Here is a 22,993-nt window from a genome sequence, read left to right as displayed (position 1 = left end):
AATATTTAAATCGACTATGAAAAAACTAAAGTTGTTTTCATTAATAGCATTAAGTTCTACACTTGCATTAACCAGTTGTGGAGGGTCAGGTACCAGCAAAGGAGGTGGTACTAAAAAATTTGTCAGCAAGACAGGTTGGAAACCAAACGAAAAACAAGGTTGGTTTTTTGCAGGAAAGCAACAGCAGCAGAAAGGGTGGCCGGGAATGGTATATGTAGAAGGTGGAACTTTTACAATGGGATTAGTGAAAGATGATGTTATGCATGATTGGAATAACACGCCTCGCAGAATGCAGGTAAGTTCATTCTTTATCGGAGAAACTGAAATTACTAACTACGAATACCGCGAATACCTTACATGGTTGAAGTATGTATTCCCACCAAGTGATCCAAGCTTCAAAGAAATTTACAATGGCGCATTGCCGGATACTTTGTTGTGGGACAACAAACTATCTAGAAATGATTTCAATGAAACTTATTTCCGTTCTCCGGAATATGACTACTATCCGGTAGTAGGAGTTTCTTGGACACAAGCCAACAGATATTGTGAGTGGTTAACAGACAGAGCAAATGAAAAGGCATTGATGAATGCTGGTATCATCGCAAAGGATTTGTATATCAACGAGTCTAATAATCAAGGTGGTACTGCTTTCAATATGGATAAATTCAAATCGAATGATCCTGAGATGCAGGGATATATCAATCAGCAAAGAAGACAGCAGAAATCTGGTATGAAAACTACCAACCAAAGACTTCTTGCTGCAAACGCTTCTCCTGGTTCTGCAATGGTTCAGAAATTCAGACTTCCTACAGAAGTTGAATGGGAATATGCAGCATTAGGAATGGAGAAAAACAGAGAATATAACAACTATCAAGGTAAAGCTCCAGGAATTGAATCTTTAAGAGGTACAAAAGGTAGAGAAAAAGGAATGTTGCTTGAAAACTTCAAACAAGGTAAAGGTGACTACTCCGGACCTGCTGGATGGAAAAATGACGGTTCTGCATTAACAGCTGATGTAAGAAAGTATCCATCTAACAACTTAGGTATCTATGGTATGTACGGAAACGTTTCTGAATGGACTGCAGATGTTTACAGACCTATTATTGATGAAGATTACAGTGATTTCAACTACTACAGAGGTAATATGCCTCAAGCAATTGTAAGAAACGGAGACGGTACTTACAAAGTGGTTGATGAAAGTAATATTAAATACGATACATTGGCTGATGGTAGATTAGTTTACAAAAATTTACCTGGTCAATTTGAAAGACAAACTATTGCTGACTATAGAAACTTTAGAGATGGTGATAGACAATCTTCTCTAGATTATAGAAATGCATCAGATTCTGCTACTACTTTTGATATGTACAACTCTCCTAAAAAGAGATTTATTGTAGATGCAAATGGTAAAGTAATCATGCAGAAGGATACTAAAGACAGAACATCTGCTATCTCAAACGATGTAAGAGTAGTAAAAGGAGGTTCTTGGCAAGATACTGCTTATTGGTTAGATCCGGGACAAAGAAGATATAAGGACCAAAATACAGCTTATGGTTGGATTGGATTCCGTGTAGCTCAGGATGCTAGAACTAATGATAAGAATAGAACTAGAAGATAATATTTATCAAAATAATTTTCAAAAACCTTCCAGAATTCTGGAAGGTTTTTTTATTTTTGATGTATGAATGTAGAACAGTTTTATCCTTTATTTTTAAGATCTGAAAAGGCGATTATTGACAGCAGAAAAATAGGAAAGAATGATATCTTCTTTGCTTTTTCAGGTGAAAATTTCAATGCGGCAACTTTTGCTGAAAAAGCTATTGATGAAGGAGCTTTGGCAGTTATTATAGAACAAAAGGATTTTGAAAATAAAGATAGAAATATTTTTTATGTCCCGTCAACCTTAGAATTTTTGCAGCAGCTGGCAATTTATCATAGAAGTCAGTTACAGATCCCCATTATAGGTCTTACAGGAAGCAACGGAAAAACGACTACAAAAGAAATTATTCATGCAGTTCTTTCAGAGAAATTTAATGTTCAGTATACTTTAGGGAATCTGAATAATCACATTGGAGTTCCTTTAACGATTCTTTCCATCAAGCCGGAGCATGAAATGGCGGTAATTGAAATGGGAGCTAATCATCAAAAGGAAATCGAGCTTCTATGTTCAATTTCTCAACCTAACTTCGGATACATTACCAATTTCGGAAAAGCGCATCTGGAAGGTTTTGGAGGTTTTGAAGGAGTGATCAAAGGAAAGTCCGAATTGTATGATTACCTTAAAAACCATCAGCAAACCATTGTTGTTAATGAGAATGATCCTATCCAGGTAGAAAAAACTGAAGGTTATTTACCTAAAATTACTTTTGGAAAAGAAAGCTCGGATTATGAGTTTGAATCATTTTCTGAAGAGCATTTTGTGGGTTTACTCTACAAGAATGAAGAAGCAGTTTCAAAGCTTACAGGGGAGTATAATTTTACCAATCTATGTGCAGCTGCGAGTTTAGGACTTCATTTCGGGATCAGTTTTACCCAAATTAAAAATGCGATAGAAAACTATACTCCCACCAATATGCGTTCTCAGATCGTTAAAAAAGATGGCAGAACGTTGGTACTGGATACCTATAATGCCAATCCAAGTTCAATGACTGCTTCTCTGCAGAACTTCATCACTTTTGAAGGCTCAAAAACAATTATTATTGGTGATATGCTTGAGCTGGGAGAGGAGAGCGAAAAAGAGCATCAGAATATTCTCAATTTAGCTCAGAAATTAGGATTCGATGAAATTATCACAGTAGGGAAAAACTTCAAACAGATCAATTCGTCTACAGTTTCTTTTGAAAATACTTTGGAACTGATTGAATATTTAAAGCAACATAAAATCCAGTCTGAAAATATCCTCTTAAAAGGCTCAAGAGGTATCGCACTGGAAAAATCCTTAGATTTTATTTAAGCAGATTTGCATCATGTACAAAAAATAAAGTTCACATAAGAAAAATTATGTGAACTTTTATTAATGTAAAAAGAGACTTAAGCTCTTGTATTCCAGAATTCTTTTATAATGAGCTTAATATTTTTAAAAGTACTTGGGAAAACTTCTTCTTCAATCTGAGAAGTGTTTTTCCATGCAACTTCAGTAATTCCTTCCTCTATTTGCGGTTTTGAGGTGTCTTCACCGTTGAAATTCATTTCAAACCAATGTGTACATTTCAATACTTTATCCCCATTTCTTTCAATATAAATATGGTAAGTTGTATTGATAAATCGTACCAGTTCTACATCCTTCAGACCGGTTTCTTCTTCAATTTCACGTACTGCAGATTCTTCGCGGGATTCTCCTTTTTCCATTTTACCTTTTGGAAGATCCCATTTTCCGAGCCTTTTGATGAACAGAATGTTTCCATCGGCGTCGTTTACAATTCCTCCTGCAGCTTCAATGATTCTGAAAAAATTCTGAAATTCAGTCCAGATCTCATCTATATTTTCTCCAAAAACATTCAATTCTTTTACAGATGTATTTTCAAGAAGATCAAGCGCAATCTCCAATGATGTGACGTTTTCATAACCAAGCATTTTTTCCAGGTTTTCAGGTTGCTTAGATAGCAATAATTTTTTTTCGTTCACAAAAACTTTATACATTTGTAATAATTAAGAATTTAAATACAAAAATAAAAAATGAATTTAGAAGGACGAAAGATTATTGTCAATAAATCATCCAAAGAACTGGTAGAACTCCTGAAATCTCCGGAAAACTATAAAGATTTTATGCCAGATGGTCTTCAAAAGTTTGAAACCAGAGAAGACGGATTTAAATTCGGGTTGCAAGGGATGCCGGAAATTGCTTTAAAAATTGATGAAGTGAATGATCAAAAAGCAGTTTTGAAATCTGCAAGTTCTAGTTTGGACTTTGCATTAACGGCAACTATAAATCCTATCAACGAAAATCAGACGGAAGTACAAATGTTGTTTGAAGGGAAATTCAATCCGTTTATCAAAATGATGGTAGAAAAACCTCTTCAGAACTTTATCAATACTTTGACAGATAAGATCGAAGCATATAAATAAAATGAAAAGCCTTCAGTAATGAAGGTTTTTTTATGCAATAATTCCGGAGCTGTGATCCTGAGAACTGCCTGTTGCAGATGAAAGTACATTAATTTCGTTATTGAGCCTTAAAACGCCCATGAAAGCAAAGATTAAAGCTTCTTTATATTCTATCAGTTCCTTTTTGGGAACAATGATTTCTGTAGTTGTTTTGTTTCTTATTTTTTCAATCAGATATTGATTAAAAGTTCCGCCTCCGGTACACAAAACGTTCTTTAAATGATTTTTATTAAAAACATTGGAAATTTGTTGTGCTGCATGTTCCGTAAAAGTAGCCAGAATATCAATTGCCTCAACATCTCGGAACATTGGGAAAATATTTTCATTACACCATTCAATTCCTAAAGATTTTGGATGAGGCTTCTGATAAAACTCCAATGAATTTAACTGAGATAGTAAATTTTCATGGATTTTACCTGTTTTAGCCAGATCACCGTTTTCGTCAAAGTCTTTATTCAACTCTTGCGCAAATTTATTTAAAACAATATTTACCGGAGCAATATCAAAAGCTATTCTTTTATTATTGACTTTTAAAGAAATATTGGAGAACCCGCCAAGATTTAGACAGGCATCATATTGAGAAAACAATAATTCATCACCAATAGGAACTAGGGGAGCGCCGTTTCCGTTCATCAAAACATCCTGACTTCTGAAATCATAGATTACGGGTAGCCCGGTCTCTATTTTAATGGCTCTTCCATCTCCAATCTGTAGAGTAAATTTCTTTTGTGGCTGGTGAAAAACAGTATGACCGTGAGAAGCAATTAAATCAATATGTTGAAGCTGATGTTTTTCAATAAAGTTTTTTACAGTTTTCCCTAGATAAAAGCCATATTCCGAATTCAGTTCCAGGAGCTCTTCAGGTGAGAGGTAGATCGAGTTTTTAAGCTGATCTTCCAATGCTTTAGGGTAGGGTATTGTTTCGGCTTTTATGATTTCAAAGTCCCACGCCTTTTGCTTTTCAAACTTTGCAAAGCAAATATCCAAACCATCCAGGCTTGTTCCCGACATTAATCCAATGGCTTGAAAAATCATAGTAGAGATTTATTTCTGATTTTCTGATAATTTTTTAGAATTGATATCTCCGGAACTATTAAAGAAAGTATATTCCGAGAAATCATCTTTAGCCGTCATACCTTTAGCTCCAACCAAAGTGGAACCGTCTTCCATGGTTACAAAAACAGTGTCCCGTGTATAAATCCTGTTTTTCTTCTGATCCCAGTAAATACTTTGCATGGCAAATCTTTGACCTTCATTGGTGGTGATCCTTACATTTCCTTTTGCCTCATAGAATTTTTTATACTCAAAAATGCGCGCATATTTTGCCGTAATCCTTCCCGGAGTCTTAGGTTTCTTTTTATCAAAGAACTCAATATTGATCCCCCTTTTAGCTACGATATAAGGACTGTCTATCAGTTCATACTTTTCAATTATAGGAGCGGTTGCTTTTAAAGTGACCATCCCCGAATCTCTCTGTATGATATGAGCGTTATTGATGATTTGTGAAGGAAAGTTTTTATTTTTATTATCGTTTCCTTTTGTGAGATCCTCTTCACAGGATGTCATAATAAAAAATATAGCACAACTGAGAAGATATGCTATATTTTTAAATTTTATTTTTGAATTCAAATTCATTTTTTAGTTATACAATGATTTTCTAAACCATTTATCCGCAAAATTGAATCCTATCTTTAAATTGATATAATTCTGATTGATCAAGTTGTTTTTTAATGTTCCTCTTTTCCCTAATTCTACTCCTACTTCAAGACCGCTCATCCTTGTAATACTGCTGTTTTTGAATGGAAGCAATACACCGGCAGAAATACCGAACTTATTAATGCTGTTCCCGTTTGGATCAAGCTCACCCTGTCCGTTTATAGAAAGACTTCCTTTCTCATAGAATGCTCCATATCTGTAAACCACTCTTGAAAAATAATTTCTGAAGTTATTATAGTTCGGCAAATACCACCCCCCTACAGAAACTCTGTAAGAATCCTGGAATTGTCTTGTCTGACCAAAATATAAAGTTTCTTCTCCTTTTTTGTAGTCAACCTGAGCAGAGGCAAACCATTGGTTTTCACTTCCATATCCTACTCCTAAAGAAGCCTGTAAAGGTAAAAGGTTTTTAGCATTTGACTGCTTTTCTTCAATAATGGTTTCGTAGCTTTTTGTTTCCATCGAAGCATCTGTATAAAAATAAGTACTATTTTTATAGCTGGTAATCATATTGCTGGTATTTCCAAAAGTAGCAGTTGCTCCAATGGTTAACTTTTTATCTGTACTTGTGTTAAGATGCTGGTAATTTGCTCCTAAAGTGAAGTTGAAGTTTCTTACATTGGTAGTCGTTTCATATCCATTGTATAATTCAGCATTAGAAGTGTGGAATTCATCCAGATCAGAAAGATTTCCGAAATAATAGTTGGCTCTTAAACCTACTGAGAATTCCTGAGCAACTTTATAAGCCAAAGCAATCTGGGCTGTATTTAATGTACCGCTTCCTTTAAATTGGTTGGTATAGGTAGCTTTTTCTAAAGTTTGAGGATTAGTAACTTCATAACTGTTTGTAATATCATAGCTTTTAGAGCTATATGGCTGATAAGATAATCCCATCTTTACCTTAGAAGACAAGGGAAACGCTAAAGAGATATTAGACAGATACGTAGAATGTTTGGTAGACTTTGTACTGTTGTAATCAGTTTTAAAATAATTGTTTTCGTTAGTCGCTTCAAGTTTAATACTTGTCAGTTCAAAATTAGCATTATTAGCAGGGTTTGCAAAGTTGAAGCTGCTGGTGAAATCACTGATATAAGCTGTTGATATACCTCCCATAGAGGAAGTTTCAATCGTATTATCATATTTTACATCTCCAATTCCATAAGCTGCATAAGGTGAGTTACCTAGATTTTGCGCCTGTAAGAAATATCCAACTGATATGAATGATAGTACAAAGATTTTTTTCATTCTATATTTTTAAAACAATGCGCAAATATCTTAAATATTAATGAATTGTAAAAATTATAAGAGGTTAAAGTTTGTTAAGGGGATGAATAGAGAGAATTATGGTGAATAGTGAGTTGCCAATTCGCTTTGCTGTTGATTTTTACATGAAATTCATGATTTATTTGCGAAGTAAAATTCACATTTCACAAATCATCCGTTCTAAAAATTCTTTATCTTTGGGCCATGAATTGGGAGAACATTGCCGGACAAGAAAATCTGAAAAAACTTCTAAGAGATAGTATTACCGAAAACAGAGTAAGTCATGCCCAGCTTTTCGTAGGAAAAGAAGGATATGGTACATTACCTATGGTTTTAGCCTATGCAAAAGAACTTTTGAGCCGTGAAAATGAACACGCTGCTTCAAAGGTGGAGCATTTAAATCATCTGGATTTGCATTTCAGTTTTCCCGTTTTTACGGATAATAAAAATTCTTTAAGCAAAAATAAGTTTGAAGAATTCCGCGAAATGATTCTTAAGTCTCCCTATTCAAGCTATGATGACTGGACGGCTTTTCTTGAATCTGAAAATAAGCAGCTGTTTATTTCTGCAGATGAAATTGATGATCAAAACCAGAAGTTTTCCCTTAAAAGTTTTGAAGGCGGAACCAAAATTCTGATCGTCTGGAGAGCTGATAAGATGAACGTGGCCGCTTCCAATAAATTTCTTAAGTTCCTCGAAGAGCCGCCTGCAAAAACAGTTATTTTATTGACAGCAGAGTCTTCCAACGATATTCTTCCGACTATTCTTTCTAGAACCCAGATTGTAGAAGTTCCAAGAATTAATGATGAAGATATTCAAGTGTATCTGAAAACTAATTTTAATGTTTCTGATGAAAAAATAAGGGAGATCGTTCATGAAGCTCAGGGAGATCTGAACGATGCTCTGAAACTTTTAGAATCCGGAAACAAGAACGAAGAGTTTGAAAAACTTTTTGTTCAATGGGTTCGTGATGCCTTTATGGTGAAAAAGAAGCCTGAATTTCTGAGAAGTATCATTATTTGGGCAAGAGAAATTGCGGGATGGAACAGAGAGAAGCAGAAAAACTTTTTAAATTACTGTTCTGAGATTTTCAGATTGGCCTTGCTTCAAAATTATCAATCTGAGGCTTTGGTATATAAGAAGATTGATGCCAATGGCTTTAACTGGAAAGGATTTTCAAAATATATAAGCGGAGCCAATATTGAAAGTATTTTGGAAGAAATCAATACTGCTGATCTGCACCTTACCAGAAACGGAAATCCTAAAATAGTCTGGACAGATTTAGGAATAAAATTATCAAGACATATACACAAGAATTCATAAATAAGTATCGAAAACTTTTTCTTTTTATCTTAAAAATCTCTTTCTGAAGCCTGAATTAGAAAGCTGTTTTGTCTTTAAAATTATAATAAACACAAAATTTATCATTTTAATTAATTTTTGAATAAAATTTAAATATTTGATTATTAGGATTTTAATATTTCATTTATTAAAAAAAAATTAAAATTAAATTAAAAATCAATCAATCGTTTGATTTATCAAAAATCGGTAGTATATTTGCAGCCTGAAAATAGAACATAGAAATGTTATCAAAAGAAGAAAATATATTGTATGCTGCTGAAAAATTATTTGCAGAGCTTGGGTTCGAAGGTACTTCTACCCGTGAGATTGCAAAAGCAGCAAATGTGAATATCTCTATGATTTCCTATTATTTTGGTTCAAAAGAAAAGCTTTATGAAAAATTAGTTGAATACAGGATGAATGAGGGGCAATTCTTTTCGAAGGATATCCTTGAAAGAACTGATATCAACGAATGGGAAAAAATAGAGAAAATTGTAGATCAGTTTGCTGGCAGGGTAAGAAACCATAAATGTTTCTACAGAATTATGCAGCGGGAACAGCTTCATACAAAGAATCCTCAGATCGTTGAGTTTTTGAAGCAGACAAAAATGGGATTCATTGCGATGTATTCTAAAATCCTGGAAAGTGGATTAGAAAAAGGAATTTTTACAAAGAATCCTCCTATATATCTTTTACATGCTACAGTGAGCGGAACTTTATTTTATGCATCCAATGCCAAAGAAATGTATAAAGAATTCCTGAATGATACTGAGGATGAAGAAGTTTTCGATGAAAAATATTACACAGAACTTAATAAACATATTAAATATTTACTAAAAGACCTTTTAGGTTATGAAGAAAATAAATAACTCAGTCCTTGCATTAGCTCTATTCGTAGGGTTTGCAAACGCAAATGCTCAGGAGAAAAAAACACTTACTCTTGATGAAGCTGTGCAATTGGGAATCCAGAACAGTAAAAATCTGAAGATTGATGCTGCAAAGATTGAAGAAGCTACAGCAGACCTTTTGGAAGCAAAAAACAGACAATTACCGGAACTGAAGGTTTCAGGAAGCTATATGTACCTTCCGAATAAACCCAATGTGAACATAAAACTTCCGGGGCTTTCATCAGAAGGAGGAAGCAGTAGTCCGGAAGTACATCAGGTTCTTTACGGATCAGCTAATCTTAGCGTTCCGATCTACAGCGGTGGAAGAATAAAATACGGAATCCAATCTGCAAAATATTTGGTGGAAGCATCCAAACTAACGACTGAAAATGACAAAACAGCAATTGCTTATAACGTTGCTCAGGCATATAATAATTTATTTAAAGCCAATCAGTCCATTAAAGTTTTAGAAGAAAATCTTACCGCTTCTCAAAAAAGAGACGAGACTTTCCTTAAACTTGAAAATAATGGAGTTATTGCAAGAAACGATCGTTTAAAAGCAAACCTTCAGACATCAAATATTGAATTGCAATTGTTAGAAGCTAGAAATAACTACAATATTGCCAATATCAATATGGACTTATTATTGGGTCTTCCTGAAACTACAGAAATTGAAGTAGATCAAAACTATATTGAGGAAGGAGAAGACGTAAAGCCTGTAGATTTCTATGTAAACGCAGCCAAAGAAAACCGTAAGGATCTTCAGGCTCTTGAGAAGCAAAGACAGGCAGCAGCATTGGGAACAAAAGCAGCAAAAGCGGAAAATCTTCCTTCCCTTGCATTTACAGGAGGCTATGTTGCAGCTGATATTCCTAAGTTTTTAACAATTTATAATGCCGTAAACGTTGGAGTTGGAATTTCTTATAACTTATCCAATATCTGGAAAGAAAATTCAGCTTATAAGCAATCGAAAGCAAGAGAGATGCAATTAGCAGCAACCAACGAATTGTTAAATGACAACATCAAGCTTGATGTAAACAGAGAATATCAGAATACAGATTATTCTAAAAAGAGAATTGCTGTTTTCGAAAAATCTGCGGAACAAGCTAATGAAAATTACAGAATCACAAAAAATAAATATGACAACGGTCTGGCTACCATGACGGAATTACTGGATGCAGATGCGGCTCAGATTGAGGCTAATGTTGGAGTAATCAATGCAAAGGCAGATGCTGCGTTGGCATACAGAAAACTATTACAAACTACAGGAACTTTAACAATTAAATAATTAAGAACGATACCAACAATGGAAAATAATACTACACAAGCGACTGAACCTAAAAAGAAAAAAAGTTTAGTTTTCCCAATAATCTTGGCGGTTGTTTTAATCGGTGGAGGAATCTACGGATATAGAACTTATTCTTACGGGCAGGTTCACGAAGAAACTGACGATGCTCAAATCGCTTCAAACTTAGCCCCTGTAATTTCTAAAATTTCAGGATATGTAACGGAAGTTAAAGTAAAAGATAACCAATTCGTCAAAAAAGGAGATACCTTGGTTATTTTAGATAACAGAGATCAGAAGATGGCGCTTGAACAAGCTCAGGCTGCTTTGGTAACGGCAAAAAGCAATATCGCGAACGCAGAAGCTACTACTACAGCAACCTCTAAAAACATCAATACTTCAGAAGCAGCAGTTACTACTGCCAATGCGCAAATTGAAGCAGCAAAAGTAAATGTTTGGAAAACGGGTCAGGATTTAAAAAGATATTCAGTATTGGTAAAAGATCATTCTATTACCGAGCAACAATATGAGCAGGCTTTAGCAGCAAAACAATCTGCCGACAGACAGTTACAGGTTTTAATTGACCAGAAAAATCAGATTGCTCAGCAAACTAACGTTGCGTCTTCTCAGACGGCAGCAAGCTCTCAACAGATTAGTGTTGCAGGATCCGTTGCAAAACAAAGAGAAGTAGATGTAGAAAATGCAAAATTAAACTTGTCTTATACAGTAATCGTTGCTCCGGAAGACGGATATGTCGGAAAAGTTCCGATTCAGGCAGGACAATATTTACAGGCAGGTTCTCAGTTATTTGCCTTAGTTAAAAATGACCAGAAATGGGTAGTGGCCAACTTCAAGGAAACTCAGGTGGATAAAATGGTGGAAGGCCAGAAAGTGAAGATCGAGATTGATGCTTTTCCTGATAGAGAATTTGAAGGAGTTGTAAGTTCATTTTCTCCTGCAACAGGAGCTACGTTCTCAATTTTGCCTCCGGATAACGCAAGTGGTAACTTCGTAAAAGTGGTTCAGAGACTTCCTGTAAAAATTGACTTTGTAAATCTTGATAAGGATATTGCAAAAAGATTGAGAACAGGAATGAACGTGAAAGCAGAAGTTTCTTTGAAATAATATATAAGTGAATTGTCAATTTTGCGAAGGCAGGTCAATGATGAACATGAAATGAAGACCGGAAATTGAGATGAAGTTGAGATAGGTTTTGTAAGAGAGGTCAGTGATGCAGTGTGAAATGAAGTAGTAAAATTGACAACAAAGTAGACTGATCATTGACAATTCACTTTTTACATCGTAAAAATAACTATGCAGGATTCATTAGTAGAATACGGTGCCCGAAGAGTAATCATTACGATTACGGCTATTCTTTGTGCACTACTGGAAATTGTGGACTCCACGATTGTAAACGTTGCCCTCAATGAAATGAAGGGAAATCTGGGAGCTACACTTTCTGAAGTAGGTTGGGTAATTACAGCGTATGCCATAGGTAACGTAATTATTGTACCTATGACGAGCTGGCTTTCCCAGCAGTTCGGGCGAAGAAATTATTTCGCGGCTTCCATCATCATCTTTACCGTATTTTCATTCTTATGCGGAAACGCAACGAATATTTGGGAATTGGTATTTTTCAGATTGATGCAGGGAATCGGAGGAGGAGCGCTACTGGTAACTTCTCAAACGATCATTACGGAATCTTATCCGATTGAAAAAAGAAGTATGGCTCAGGCGATTTATGGTCTGGGAGTAATTATTGGTCCCACATTAGGACCACCTCTTGGAGGTTATATTGTAGATAATTTCAGCTGGCCGTATATTTTCTATATCAATATTCCTATCGGAATTGCAGCAACTTTAATGACGCTTCAGTTTGTGAGAAGTCCGAAATATGCTGAAAAGCGTAAAGCTTCAGATGTTGACTGGATAGGAATTGGTTTATTGGCAATTACTGTTGGATCATTACAATATATTCTGGAAAGAGGTCATGAAGAAGACTGGTTTGCCAGTGAATGGATTGTCATATTCACAATATCGGCCGCTTTAGGATTTATCTTATTTATCTGGAGGGAGCTTACGTTCAAATATCCGATTGTTGAATTAAGAGTATTGAAGAACAGTAATTTAAGGATCGGTACCGTGATGTCCTTTGTATTAGGATTTGGATTGTATGGTTCTACCTTTATTGTTCCGTTGTATACCCAGAGTATTTTAGGATGGACGGCGCTTCAATCGGGAGCATTGATGATTCCTGCCGCGTTGACAACCGCCTTTATGATGCCTATCATTGGTAGATTGTTATCCAAAGGTGCCAAACAACAGATTCTTGTTTCTTTAGGATTATTTATATTCTTTATTTACAGTTTCTGGGGCTATAAAATTCTGACACCCGATACCGGTAAAGATGCTTTCTTCTGGATGCTGATTGTAAGGGGAGCAGGTCTTGGATTATTATTCATTCCGATTACTTCATTGTCTTTAAGTACACTGAAAGGCCAGGAAATTGGTCAGGGAGCGGCTTTCACAGGGATGATGAGACAGTTGGGAGGATCTTTCGGGATCGCAGCTATTACCACATTTATTGCTAATGCAAGCCAGAAATACAGGGTGAATCTGATTACCCATTTAGATTCTACCGATTTTGATGTTCAGCAGAGGGTGAATGCATTAAAAGCGAGTTTTGTAGCAAAAGGAATGACTCCGGATGCAGCGTTGAATGCAGCGTATAAAATGCTTGATCTATCGGTGACAAAACAGGCAACGGTATTATCTTATATGGATGTATTCCTTTATTTAGGGGTGATATTCCTGATCTGTATTCCATTTATCCTTTTCATTAAAGAAAGAAAAAGTAAAGAGAAAATAGATTTAAGTAGCGTACACTAGATTTTATTTTTAATCATATAAACCCTCTGAATATTTCAGAGGGTTTTTTGTGCTTATCAAGAAGTGACGGGTTATGCATTATAAAGTGATAAAGAACGTAGAATGGCTAATAATCGACTATCTTTGCCTACATTTTAAATTCATAAAAATCCAATTTCACTTGAAAAACCTGAAATATTATTTAGCTGCTATTTTTGCTTTTGCGACATGGGGGACTTTTAGTTTGGTTCTGAGACCATTGCATACTTATGCTTCATTGGATATTTTGTTTTACAGGGTGTTTAGCTGCGCGATTATTATGACTTTGGTAACGGTGCTTTTCAGAAGATTGAAATTAAAAGATAATTTTAAATATTTTAAAAGCCTTGATCAAAAGAATAAACAGAAAATAATAGGACTCAATATTCTGAGCAGTATTCTGCTCACCGGGAACTGGTTTTCCTTTATTTATGTTATGAATCATGTGAGTGTAAGAGCTACTTCGGTGGCTTATCTTGTATGCCCTATTATTACAACTATTCTTGCGTTTTTTATTCTGCGTGAAAAGTTAACTAAACTTCAGTGGCTGTCTGTTTTTCTGAGTGGACTAGGATGTATTCTATTATCTTATTCTAACCTTTTAGATATGCTGTACAGCAGTATTATTGGTTCCACCTACGCCTGTTATTTGATTACACAAAGCGTCAATTCCAAGTTTGATAAATTCCTGATTCTGAATTTCCATATGATCTTGGCTGCACTCATTCTGTTGCCGTTCTTTCCGTCGTATTCAGGGGCTATTCCTACCGATTTCAAATTCTATCTGTATATTGAAATCATTGCGGTTATGTATACCATTGTGCCTTTGCTGTTAAATTTATATGCTTTGTCCGGAATTGCTTCTTCAAAAGTAGGAATGATTTTGAATATCAATCCGATTATCGCATTTGTTCTGGCGGGAGCGGTTTATCATGAAGCACTTGGAGGAATTCAGGTTCTCGCTTATTCAATCATATTCCTTGCGGTCATTGTTTTCAATGCAAAAGAAATTTTCAGATTACAAAAAGATGTGGCAGTATAACAATGTTTATTTTAAAAATAAAATCTATAAAATAATTTTACTTATTAGGAGAAATAAATAATTTAATCAAACCAAAAATAATGAGAAGAATGAATAATTATATATCCTTTATCCTTATCCTCTTATTTCTGATTAATTGCCAAAATAAACCTATAGAGTGTGAAGGGGTAGATATACAAATAGAAAACCCGTGGTGTGAATTCAATGGCGGAATAAGAACTCTAAACGTAAAAAATAAGACTGACTTGGCATTTATCTGTAAAAGGATTAATCAGTTTTCTGAAGGAGAAGAAGTAAGAATTGCCTACAGTTATGGTGAGATTGATTTATATCTGAATACTAGGAAAATTCAGGCTATTTTCACATACAAAAACGGTGTTGTTTATAGGGTAGGTGTAGGAAGATATGTTCATGATGAAGAGCTTACTAATCGTATTCTGAAATTGATGAAAATAAACAATCGGTGTTGGGGTAAAGACTGTAAATAATAAATAAGATCGGCTAATTAAATGATCTTATATGCAAATTGCAATGGAAAAGAACTTCAAGAAGTGGGTGTTTTTTTAACCTGTTTCTGTTTAAAAATAGAAATTGAAGACTTGAAATTGATTCCTGACAAACAGTTGTCAATCCTTACCATTATCTTTACAACATAAATTATAATCAAAACAAAAATGAGTTATTGTTTAGCGATCGACGGAATGCAGCCTGAAAGCAGGAGGGAACTTCACAAAAATTACCACGATAACCATTATGGTTTCCCGATTCATGATGATAATGAATTATTCGGAAGGCTGATTATGGAGATCAATCAGGCTGGATTGAGCTGGGAAACAATTCTAAAAAAAGAGGAAAGCTTCAGAAAGGCGTACAGCAATTTTGAAATTAAAAAAGTAGCCTATTATACAGAAGCTGATCGAGAAAGGCTTTTGAATGATCCCGGAATTATCAGAAATAAACTGAAGGTAAACGCTGCTATTGAAAATGCAAAAACGATCCTCAGTTTGCAGGAAGAATTCGGTTCATTTGAAAAATGGCTGGAGCATCATCATCCCAAAACATTACCCGAATGGATGAAGCTTTTTAAGAAAACCTTTAAGTTTACAGGAGGTGAAATCGTGAATGAATTCCTGATGAGCATCGGCTATCTGAAAGGCTCGCATGCAGAAAGCTGTCCGGTGTACCATACTGTTTTGAAACAGAAACCTAAGTGGTTAACAGAATAGTTTCATTTCACACTGTCATTTCGATAACGGAGAAATCTGTACATGTAAAATAGTGAGATGCTTCGGCTCCGCTCAGCATGACAGTGACAATATAAGGCTTAAATGATTGACAGAATAGTTGTGTCGTGCTGCTGTCATTTCGACAACGGAGAAATCTTTCGTATAAAACTTGGGATGCTTCGGCTCCGCTCAGCATGACAACTTTAAGCTATTATTTCAATTGAGAAAAGTTTGACTCTGATAACTATAAAAATTCTAAGCGTTAGAATCGAGCGATCCTAACATCTTTAGATGGACGATTTCAACACCTAGAGACGCTCGGCTTTAACACTTTGGATGGATTAGAATATGTTCTCTATATTTTCTATCTAAAGAGCCGAAGGAAGTAATGGCTTCTGAAAACATTCGCTGCTGTCATTTCGACAACGGAGAAATCTTTCGTGTAAAACTTGGGATGCTTCGGCTTCGCTCAGCATGACAGTCACGACACTAATACTTGTATGTTGTTGAGATGATCGATAAATTTTTAAGGTTAGTTTATTTTAAACTTCTCACCGAAACATCGGGCTTTTCACCTTGTGGAACAATGAAAATAGCATTATCACTTATAGAATCTCCTGCATCAAAATAATAGCTTCCGGTGACAGGAATGGTAGAGTTGGTGAATTTTCCGGATTTATCATACGCTGAATACGTTACATTGATGATTTGTGCCTTCATTTTCAGCTGGATTTTCTTTGAAGTCAGCTTAGCTCCGGTAGCATTGATGCAGTCCAGTTCTACAATACCGATATTGCTTACGATTTGAGGAAATGAAGAAAGTCTGATATTATAAGACTTGTCCGAGTTATTTTTTACCGTTGCCGAAACTTTATAACGGTCAAAAGGTTTTCCTCCGACTTCAACACTTTCCTTATTTAAAATATTAAAAGTGACACTCATCCCGTTGACATCAACAGATTGTCCGTCTGATATTTTTTGGGCATTTAGGGACGTCCCAAGACTTATTGCGATAAAAAGAAAAAATGATAAAATTGAAGTTTTCATAGTTTTATATTTGTGATTGTGTTATTAAAACTACGGAAAATAAATATTGTTTTTTATTTTTTTAATATGTTTTTCTACAAATTTCTAAAAATCTATAGCTTGCCTTATAATATTATTTAAAAGACATATCCGTTTTATAGCGATATTTTAAAATAGCACTATTTTCCAGATCCTGTCTAAAATTTTTCTTATTATAATTAATTATACCTTGTTGGGTTTCAAATCTTTTTAGAAGTCTCTCCGTTGGATTTTCCAGTTTTTCAGTAAGGGTGTTACAAACAAGACATTTTTTATTAGCCACAGTACTGAGTACTGATTTTCTGCCACAGATCAAACATTTTTTTAAACTATTACAAAGCTCATGTATTTCTTCATGCTGAAATTTTGTTAGTAAACTGGCAGGTAATTTTTGTAACAGCTTAAAAAAGTTAAAGAATTCATTAGAGAAAGAAATGTAATCTCTTCCGTTATAGTCTTTAGTAATTTGTTCTTCAGGTGAAAGTTTGTTTAAGATAATATGAAAACTATCGTAACTATCTGTTTTCCATTCCACGTTATTTATTTCAGACCAAAAAACATGATGTCTTTTTTTATCAAAATAGGAAAACCCATTCTTATCAATATTGCTAATCCTGAACTTTTTTAAATATTTTAAATAACATTTTTTGCAGTAATAGGAATCACCATAACCTTTTACATTTCTTCTGCTTCCACAGTTTCCGCATGTAGACTCAAAAATCAGGATATATTTTTCTAAGATTTGTTCAAGTTTTGGACTGACTTCAGTATGAAATCCTCGAAAAGTCATACGGCCCCAAGATTCTTTATAATCCAAAGGTTGCTGAAAAGTCCATCCGTTGACAATAAGTTCTGCAAACATTTTTCTGGTTTCTCTTTCCCATCCGGAAAATAAATCCTTTACTACCAAACGGATATACGAATTCTGATTGAAATTGTCAAAATTGAAATTTCTGTCCCTCAATTCCATTTTCATTTGGGAATAAGAATCCTCATTATAATGGGTTTTATCCATAAAAAGTAGATAAGCTAGGAGGTCTGTTTTATAGTTATGAAAAGGATTCATGTTTGTATTTAGTTAAAAAATAACTAAAATACTCAAAATTCCTTATCCCACTGTCGGTGTATCTTCCTCTTTCAAAATCTTTTTTTCTTTCATAGACAGCATCATTCTTTCGTATTTATATTTTTCCCAGTCAAACTGATTAAGAAAATCCAGAGCAGCTTGGAAACCACGATTGAAAAGCTCTTCTTTTTCCTCTTTTTTCATGAAGAAATTCAGCCAGCTGCTTGTTCCGCAATTGACGGTCTGAATGCTGAAAAGACGGTAGAAAGAGTGTTTGGTAAGAAAAGTTTTATCATTAAATCCTTTTAGAGTGCTGATGATATTTCCGGCATAGGAAAACGGTGATTTTAAAATCTCTTCGCTGGTTTTTCCTTTTTCGGAGGCAATATCAGAATCGCTGGTCAGCTGTACTCCGAACAAAGGCATTCTTGGATAGAAAACATCATTGGCATGAAAGAGATCAATGGGAAAGTTGGAAATACTTCCGCCGTCAATAAAAACACCTACAGGATTGATGTCTTCCTTTTTGGTGTTCATCCAGAATTTCCAGGCATATTTTACCGAATCATCATCTTTGTTAATGCGTTTTTGCATGGGCTCAAAAAAGAACGGAACCGACATGGAAGCCCGTACGAATTCTGCGGGACTGATGTGTTTAAGCTCTTCTTCAGACCAATAAAGATTGGCCATGGTAGGAAGCTCAACTTTTATTTTAGCATTAATATCTGTCGTAACAATAACGTATTCAGATTTTAGCTGATAAAAAGGATTGTTTTTATAATAGTCATTATTTACAGAACTCTCATAGAATATTTTATACCGGGTAGAATCAATATGTTCTAAGTTCTTCTCTTTGATGTTTTCAATGCTTTGTAAAGCTTTATTATAATATTCCTGTCCGTTGCCATAGCGGTAATCCAGACCCAGCTCTCCTTCTTTTTGAATAAACTTTTTATTAAGTTCTGCTACGGTTTTTATTCCAAAGTTGTTGAGAACTTCTTTCATCTGGCTTAAGAAAGCATTTCCCGGATTGAAGCCGCTGTTTTGTTTTTTAAAGTCATTATACAGTTTCTTCAAACAGATCAAAGCAATAAGTATGGGGATTAAAGGGATCAAAAAAAGCAGTTTGGCTCGTAAGGTAGTTTCTGACGGAACAGCAAAGGGAATAATAACAAGAATGAGCATGAGAATGACAGCTAAGACTGCATTTATTTTAATAAAATTCTTGTTATTCAGCATGGCGTGGATGGTTGTCTTTACATAGGGTTTTCCATCCATAAAATCTGCAAAATTCCAGTTGAAAAGGATGCCTTTTATCACTTCGCTTTTGGCTTCTTCTTTAGTTTTGCAGGCGGCAATAAGCATCGTATTAATAGCTCCCGCACTTGTTCCTGCAACTTTCAGAAAACGGATCCCGAAGATTTCAAGACCATACAGATAGCCCACCAATGCACTTCCCCAGACTCCGCCTCCTTCCTGTACGAATTCCACATATTGATTGCCATTAGCATCCAACAGATCCGAAAATTCTTTGCAGGAGATTTTATCATACAATGTAGCAAGTTTTTCCTTAGAATCTTTGGAAAGGAAATCTTCCTCAAGAATTTTGTGTAAAGTTTCAGGTTTCATGTTTAATAGTGTTTATTCTGTCATTCTGAATGAAACGTAGTGAAATGAAGAATCTTGAGAACATTTACGAAATTCCTCCTTTGTCGGAATGACATTTAATTACAACAATATATTTTGTTTTATCATTCAAAGCTCATTATATTTAAAATATTTAATCCTAGTATTTTCACAATGTTTTGGAGAGAAGTTACCATTGTTTTCTGCGGGCATAAATAAAAGTGCATATCACTACAACAGCCATCAGTCCCAAGGTGAAAAAATATCCGTTTTTATGATGCAGTTCAGGCATATGGTCAAAGTTCATTCCATACACTCCGGCAATAAAAGTGATAGGTAAAAAGTAGACCGAATATATCGCTAAAACTTTCATGACCTGATTGGCTTTCTGATCAGAAAGAGCCAAAAACATGGAGATAAGGTTGGTGATTTGAATATTTAAATGGTCGAAATCTGCTACAACATCCTTATGCTTATCCTTTAAATCCACTACTTCGGAATCCTGCAAATTCAGTAATTTGAATTTATCAATAGCATCCGTAGAAATTGTCAGCACCCTTGAATTAAGTCCTGATTTTCTTTTTAATTTATAAAGTCTTCTGATCTGATTGGTGTGGTTGGTATTTTTAAGGAAAATTTCATTCTCAATATTATCCATGGTTTCCATCAGACTCACTGATTCATCATCGAAACTTTTCATGATCAGTAAAGCAATCATTAAAGCAATTTTGTCAGGAGTAGTATTGCCCTCTGTGGAAGAAAGCTCTTTTTTGGTATGAACAATACTTTTGGTCTTCATCCGGTGAATGGTGATGATGGTATTGTTGATAAGAAAAATCCCTATTTTGGTACTGATATCACTTATTGTATTGAGCGTTTTTCTTTCCAGTTCCGTACTTTCCCGCAGAAGAAAAAACTTTACGCTTCCGTCTTCTTCATACTTTGGTAAGTGGTTCGGATCTAAGGTATCCTCCAATAGCAGATGGTTGATTTCATACCTCTCATGAAGAAATTTTAGGTCTTCTTCGGTAGGAGCTTCCACATCTACCCATTCGCACAGGGAGTCTCTATATATTGTGTTAATTGGCATAAGTAAAAATAGTAATATTTTGAAATCCTATGTATTAAATAAATTTTATCTTTGCCAAAATTAAAAAACTATATGATTAAAAGTACAATAAAAGGGATTGGATTTTATGTTCCGGACAACGTTGTTACGAATGATGATCTAGCAAAATTAATGACGACCAATGATGAGTGGATTACGGAGAGGACGGGAATCAAAGAAAGAAGACATAGAAAAAACAGAAATGACAGTCAGGAAACCACGGCATATTTGGGCTTTAAAGCGTCTGAGAAAGCGCTAAAGAATGCAGGTTTGACCGCTAAAGATATCGACTATATTATTTTCGCAACGCTTTCACCGGATTATTATTTTCCGGGATGTGGGGTGCTGTTGCAGGATATGTTAGGTTGTGATACCATTGGAGCATTGGATGTAAGAAATCAATGTTCAGGTTTTGTCTATGCCATGAGCGTTGCCAATGCTTTTATTAAGTCGAATACATACAAAAATATTCTGGTGGTTGGTGCAGAAATTCATTCCTTCGGATTAGATTTTTCTGATGAGGGAAGAGGAGTTTCCGTAATTTTCGGAGATGGAGCAGGAGCGATCGTACTTTCTGCGACTGAAGATGAAAATGCGGGAGATATTTTGTCTTTCAATATGCATTCTGAAGGAAAGTATGCCGATGAGCTGTGTACCCAGTTTCCGGGTTCTAAATTCGGTTGGAGCGACAGAATGAGAAAGGAACCGGAAAATGTTACGAATAAAGAGGTATATCCAATTATGAACGGAAACTTTGTATTCAAACATGCGGTAACAAGATTTCCTGAAACAATGCAGGAAGCCTTGGAAAAAGCTGGAAAAACCATAGAAGACCTGGATATGTTTATTCCGCACCAGGCAAATTTGAGAATTGCTCAGTTTGTTCAGCAGAAGTTTGGATTACCGGATGAAAAAATTCATAACAACATCCAGAAATATGGAAACACAACGGCTGCTTCTATTCCGATTGCTTTAAGTGAAGCGATAGAAGAAGGGAAGATCAAAAGAGGAGATTTGGTACTTCTTTCCGCTTTCGGAAGCGGATTTACCTGGGGTAGCGTTTTATTTGAATATTAATTATACACAATATAAAAAAAGCCGAAGAATTTTCTTCGGCTTTCTTATTTATAATTTCTTGTACTCTTAAAGAGTTTTTAGAAGCTTTTCAGTATCTGCAGAATCCTGTCCTGTGCTTTTTGCCAGTTCAATTGATTTTTCCGCCCACAATTTAGCATTCTTTTTATCACCTATTTTATTGTAAAGGTTTGCTAAGGTATCCGTATTGGCATAGTTTTCATTTTTCTTTACAGACTCCTGAGCCCATGCTAATGCTTTTTCCAAAGAAGATTTGTTGCTTACGTTTTCAAAGAAATTCCAGGCGATAGAGTTCAATTCTTCTGAAGAGAGAGCTGAAGTATCTTTGTAGAGCTCCATCGTCAGTTTTTCATAGGTTGCAAAATCTTTATCTCTTAGCGCTCTTCCTGCCTGTACTTTCTTAAGGGTTTTTTCAGCCTCTTCTTTTGACATGAATTTTTGAGCTTCCGTCAGGAAATAATTATCATTCCAGGTTTTAGTATCCTTATTATATGACTTTTTGAAGAGTGTACTTACTTTGATGTTTTTATCAATCGCATCATATTGTTCAGTCGGAATAACCTTTGTGATCTCAGTCTTTTTAGACTGGAAAATTTTGTATAACGGACTGTCTGATGTTTGAGCTCCGGAAAGAAGCATCTGTACGTCATCTCTGTCCAATTCAGTCTTAGCAGCAAAATAACGCTCTAAAACTCTTCCTGCAAATTCAGCGTCGCTATAAATTGTAAGACCAGCAAGGTTTTTCAAAAACTCAGGATCTTTTTCTCCGTTCTCGAACTTTTGTTTCAAAGCGGTCAATCTTTTGCTCGGATCTTCTGCATCTTTTGCAAACTGAATGAAATCTTTTTCTTCTACATAACCTAAAGTTCTGTGCACGAGTTCTCCGTTTCCGTCTACGAAAAGATAAGTTGGATAAGCTTTTACATTGTATTTTTTAGCAAGCTCAATTCCTTCCCCTTTTTCCATGTCGATTTTTGCATTCACAAAATGGTTATTATAATAATCACCAACAGCCTGAAGTGGAAAGATATTCTTTGCCATTAGCTTACAAGGTCCACACCAAGTAGTATATGCATCTATGAACACCAATTTTTTTTCTTTTTTAGCTTTCGCTAAAATAGTTGCGAAATTGCCTTCTTCAAATTTCATTCCCTGAGCAAATGCTAATGCTCCAATAAACAGGGAAGATAATATTGCTAATTTTTTCATTTAAATTTTTTTGACCACTACAAATGTAATCATTAAGAGCATTACATTATTTG

21 protein-coding genes are annotated in these 22,993 nt (G+C 35.1%); 12 read left to right on the top strand and 9 right to left on the bottom strand.

From position 1 onward, the window contains the following. Positions 1 to 16: 16 nt before the first annotated feature. A complete protein-coding gene (gene gldJ, locus MKS83_RS07545; RefSeq protein ID WP_100376268.1) occupies positions 17 to 1,618 on the top strand; it encodes a gliding motility lipoprotein GldJ in 1,602 nt (533 codons plus the stop codon). Between the two features lie 63 nt (positions 1,619 to 1,681). Beyond that, positions 1,682 to 2,953 carry a UDP-N-acetylmuramoyl-tripeptide--D-alanyl-D-alanine ligase gene (locus tag MKS83_RS07540; RefSeq protein ID WP_240582641.1) on the top strand — a complete coding sequence of 424 codons (1,272 nt, stop codon included), beginning with the start codon at positions 1,682 to 1,684 and terminating at the stop codon, positions 2,951 to 2,953. A 77-nt stretch (positions 2,954 to 3,030) separates the two neighbouring features. Here MKS83_RS07540 and MKS83_RS07535 read toward each other — a convergent pair whose 3' ends face one another. Further along, entirely contained in the window at positions 3,031 to 3,639 is a 609-nt protein-coding gene (locus MKS83_RS07535) for an NUDIX hydrolase (RefSeq protein ID WP_291887460.1), read from the bottom strand. 36 nt (positions 3,640 to 3,675) lie between these two features. Between MKS83_RS07535 and MKS83_RS07530 the strand changes: the two genes are divergently transcribed. Then, complete coding sequence (locus tag MKS83_RS07530) at positions 3,676 to 4,065, top strand: orotate phosphoribosyltransferase (protein ID WP_100376265.1); 390 nt, start codon at positions 3,676 to 3,678, stop codon at positions 4,063 to 4,065. A 30-nt stretch (positions 4,066 to 4,095) separates the two neighbouring features. On the opposite strand, the gene MKS83_RS07525 is transcribed toward MKS83_RS07530, so the two are convergent. From MKS83_RS07525 to MKS83_RS07515, 3 genes are read right to left on the bottom strand one after another with little or no spacing between them, the layout of a single operon-like run. Next, positions 4,096 to 5,139, bottom strand: a complete 1,044-nt coding sequence (locus MKS83_RS07525; RefSeq protein ID WP_240582640.1) for an anhydro-N-acetylmuramic acid kinase — start codon at positions 5,137 to 5,139, stop codon at positions 4,096 to 4,098. Between the two features lie 9 nt (positions 5,140 to 5,148). After that, positions 5,149 to 5,739: an LPS export ABC transporter periplasmic protein LptC gene (lptC, locus tag MKS83_RS07520; protein ID WP_100376263.1), complete on the bottom strand. Its 591-nt coding sequence runs from the start codon at positions 5,737 to 5,739 to the stop codon at positions 5,149 to 5,151. Positions 5,740 to 5,742: 3 nt separating this feature from the next. Then, on the bottom strand, positions 5,743 to 7,065 hold the full coding sequence (locus MKS83_RS07515) for a hypothetical protein (RefSeq protein ID WP_240582639.1): 1,323 nt from the start codon (positions 7,063 to 7,065) through the stop codon (positions 5,743 to 5,745). A gap of 222 nt (positions 7,066 to 7,287) precedes the next feature. Between MKS83_RS07515 and MKS83_RS07510 the strand changes: the two genes are divergently transcribed. From MKS83_RS07510 to MKS83_RS07475, 8 genes are all read left to right on the top strand, one after another. Beyond that, positions 7,288 to 8,406, top strand: a complete 1,119-nt coding sequence (locus MKS83_RS07510) for an ATP-binding protein (protein WP_240582638.1) — start codon at positions 7,288 to 7,290, stop codon at positions 8,404 to 8,406. Between the two features lie 260 nt (positions 8,407 to 8,666). Further along, positions 8,667 to 9,293, top strand: a complete 627-nt coding sequence (locus MKS83_RS07505) for a TetR/AcrR family transcriptional regulator (RefSeq protein WP_240582637.1) — start codon at positions 8,667 to 8,669, stop codon at positions 9,291 to 9,293. After that, positions 9,277 to 10,599, top strand: coding sequence for a TolC family protein (locus MKS83_RS07500; RefSeq protein ID WP_240582636.1), 1,323 nt, complete (start codon positions 9,277 to 9,279; stop codon positions 10,597 to 10,599). The genes MKS83_RS07505 and MKS83_RS07500 overlap by 17 nt, the downstream gene beginning before the upstream one ends. A gap of 18 nt (positions 10,600 to 10,617) precedes the next feature. Then, the gene (locus MKS83_RS07495; protein WP_240582635.1) at positions 10,618 to 11,721 is read left to right on the top strand and encodes an HlyD family secretion protein; all 1,104 of its coding nucleotides are present in this window, start codon (positions 10,618 to 10,620) and stop codon (positions 11,719 to 11,721) included. Positions 11,722 to 11,910: 189 nt separating this feature from the next. Next, entirely contained in the window at positions 11,911 to 13,485 is a 1,575-nt protein-coding gene (locus MKS83_RS07490; RefSeq protein ID WP_240582634.1) for a DHA2 family efflux MFS transporter permease subunit, read from the top strand. Positions 13,486 to 13,645: 160 nt separating this feature from the next. After that, entirely contained in the window at positions 13,646 to 14,545 is a 900-nt protein-coding gene (locus MKS83_RS07485) for an EamA family transporter (protein WP_240582633.1), read from the top strand. A gap of 89 nt (positions 14,546 to 14,634) precedes the next feature. Continuing rightward, positions 14,635 to 15,033: a hypothetical protein gene (locus MKS83_RS07480; protein WP_240582632.1), complete on the top strand. Its 399-nt coding sequence runs from the start codon at positions 14,635 to 14,637 to the stop codon at positions 15,031 to 15,033. A 186-nt stretch (positions 15,034 to 15,219) separates the two neighbouring features. Continuing rightward, positions 15,220 to 15,771, top strand: a complete 552-nt coding sequence (locus MKS83_RS07475; RefSeq protein ID WP_240582631.1) for a DNA-3-methyladenine glycosylase I — start codon at positions 15,220 to 15,222, stop codon at positions 15,769 to 15,771. A 537-nt stretch (positions 15,772 to 16,308) separates the two neighbouring features. Here MKS83_RS07475 and MKS83_RS07470 read toward each other — a convergent pair. From MKS83_RS07470 to MKS83_RS07455, 4 genes are all read right to left on the bottom strand, one after another. After that, positions 16,309 to 16,818, bottom strand: a complete 510-nt coding sequence (locus tag MKS83_RS07470) for a hypothetical protein (protein ID WP_240582630.1) — start codon at positions 16,816 to 16,818, stop codon at positions 16,309 to 16,311. A gap of 112 nt (positions 16,819 to 16,930) precedes the next feature. Further along, entirely contained in the window at positions 16,931 to 17,902 is a 972-nt protein-coding gene (locus MKS83_RS07465; RefSeq protein ID WP_240582629.1) for a hypothetical protein, read from the bottom strand. Between the two features lie 42 nt (positions 17,903 to 17,944). Beyond that, on the bottom strand, positions 17,945 to 19,531 hold the full coding sequence (locus MKS83_RS07460; protein ID WP_240582628.1) for a patatin-like phospholipase family protein: 1,587 nt from the start codon (positions 19,529 to 19,531) through the stop codon (positions 17,945 to 17,947). A 187-nt stretch (positions 19,532 to 19,718) separates the two neighbouring features. After that, the gene (locus MKS83_RS07455) at positions 19,719 to 20,618 is read right to left on the bottom strand and encodes a CorA family divalent cation transporter (RefSeq protein WP_240582627.1); all 900 of its coding nucleotides are present in this window, start codon (positions 20,616 to 20,618) and stop codon (positions 19,719 to 19,721) included. A 72-nt stretch (positions 20,619 to 20,690) separates the two neighbouring features. Between MKS83_RS07455 and MKS83_RS07450 the strand changes: the two genes are divergently transcribed. Beyond that, the gene (locus tag MKS83_RS07450; protein ID WP_100376247.1) at positions 20,691 to 21,713 is read left to right on the top strand and encodes a 3-oxoacyl-ACP synthase III family protein; all 1,023 of its coding nucleotides are present in this window, start codon (positions 20,691 to 20,693) and stop codon (positions 21,711 to 21,713) included. 66 nt (positions 21,714 to 21,779) lie between these two features. Here the strand turns inward: MKS83_RS07450 and MKS83_RS07445 are convergent, their stop codons facing one another. Then, the gene (locus tag MKS83_RS07445) at positions 21,780 to 22,940 is read right to left on the bottom strand and encodes a thioredoxin fold domain-containing protein (RefSeq protein ID WP_240582626.1); all 1,161 of its coding nucleotides are present in this window, start codon (positions 22,938 to 22,940) and stop codon (positions 21,780 to 21,782) included. Between the last annotated feature and the right edge of the window lie 53 nt (positions 22,941 to 22,993).

This window comes from Chryseobacterium sp. Y16C, from assembly GCF_022488405.1.
Taxonomy (GTDB): domain Bacteria; phylum Bacteroidota; class Bacteroidia; order Flavobacteriales; family Weeksellaceae; genus Chryseobacterium; species Chryseobacterium geocarposphaerae.
The sequence above is the reverse complement of the archived record's forward strand: the minus strand, read 5'-3'. Positions and strand labels throughout refer to the sequence as shown.

Coding starts and splice junctions, on each gene's coding strand:
- gldJ (WP_100376268.1), top strand. CDS start 17: ATGAAAAAACTAAAGTTGTTTTCATTAATAGCATTAAGTTCTACACTT.
- MKS83_RS07540 (WP_240582641.1), top strand. CDS start 1,682: ATGAATGTAGAACAGTTTTATCCTTTATTTTTAAGATCTGAAAAGGCG.
- MKS83_RS07535 (WP_291887460.1), bottom strand. CDS start 3,639: ATGTATAAAGTTTTTGTGAACGAAAAAAAATTATTGCTATCTAAGCAA.
- MKS83_RS07530 (WP_100376265.1), top strand. CDS start 3,676: ATGAATTTAGAAGGACGAAAGATTATTGTCAATAAATCATCCAAAGAA.
- MKS83_RS07525 (WP_240582640.1), bottom strand. CDS start 5,139: ATGATTTTTCAAGCCATTGGATTAATGTCGGGAACAAGCCTGGATGGT.
- lptC (WP_100376263.1), bottom strand. CDS start 5,739: ATGAATTTGAATTCAAAAATAAAATTTAAAAATATAGCATATCTTCTC.
- MKS83_RS07515 (WP_240582639.1), bottom strand. CDS start 7,065: ATGAAAAAAATCTTTGTACTATCATTCATATCAGTTGGATATTTCTTA.
- MKS83_RS07510 (WP_240582638.1), top strand. CDS start 7,288: ATGAATTGGGAGAACATTGCCGGACAAGAAAATCTGAAAAAACTTCTA.
- MKS83_RS07505 (WP_240582637.1), top strand. CDS start 8,667: ATGTTATCAAAAGAAGAAAATATATTGTATGCTGCTGAAAAATTATTT.
- MKS83_RS07500 (WP_240582636.1), top strand. CDS start 9,277: ATGAAGAAAATAAATAACTCAGTCCTTGCATTAGCTCTATTCGTAGGG.
- MKS83_RS07495 (WP_240582635.1), top strand. CDS start 10,618: ATGGAAAATAATACTACACAAGCGACTGAACCTAAAAAGAAAAAAAGT.
- MKS83_RS07490 (WP_240582634.1), top strand. CDS start 11,911: ATGCAGGATTCATTAGTAGAATACGGTGCCCGAAGAGTAATCATTACG.
- MKS83_RS07480 (WP_240582632.1), top strand. CDS start 14,635: ATGAATAATTATATATCCTTTATCCTTATCCTCTTATTTCTGATTAAT.
- MKS83_RS07475 (WP_240582631.1), top strand. CDS start 15,220: ATGAGTTATTGTTTAGCGATCGACGGAATGCAGCCTGAAAGCAGGAGG.
- MKS83_RS07470 (WP_240582630.1), bottom strand. CDS start 16,818: ATGAAAACTTCAATTTTATCATTTTTTCTTTTTATCGCAATAAGTCTT.
- MKS83_RS07465 (WP_240582629.1), bottom strand. CDS start 17,902: ATGAATCCTTTTCATAACTATAAAACAGACCTCCTAGCTTATCTACTT.
- MKS83_RS07460 (WP_240582628.1), bottom strand. CDS start 19,531: ATGAAACCTGAAACTTTACACAAAATTCTTGAGGAAGATTTCCTTTCC.
- MKS83_RS07455 (WP_240582627.1), bottom strand. CDS start 20,618: ATGCCAATTAACACAATATATAGAGACTCCCTGTGCGAATGGGTAGAT.
- MKS83_RS07450 (WP_100376247.1), top strand. CDS start 20,691: ATGATTAAAAGTACAATAAAAGGGATTGGATTTTATGTTCCGGACAAC.
- MKS83_RS07445 (WP_240582626.1), bottom strand. CDS start 22,940: ATGAAAAAATTAGCAATATTATCTTCCCTGTTTATTGGAGCATTAGCA.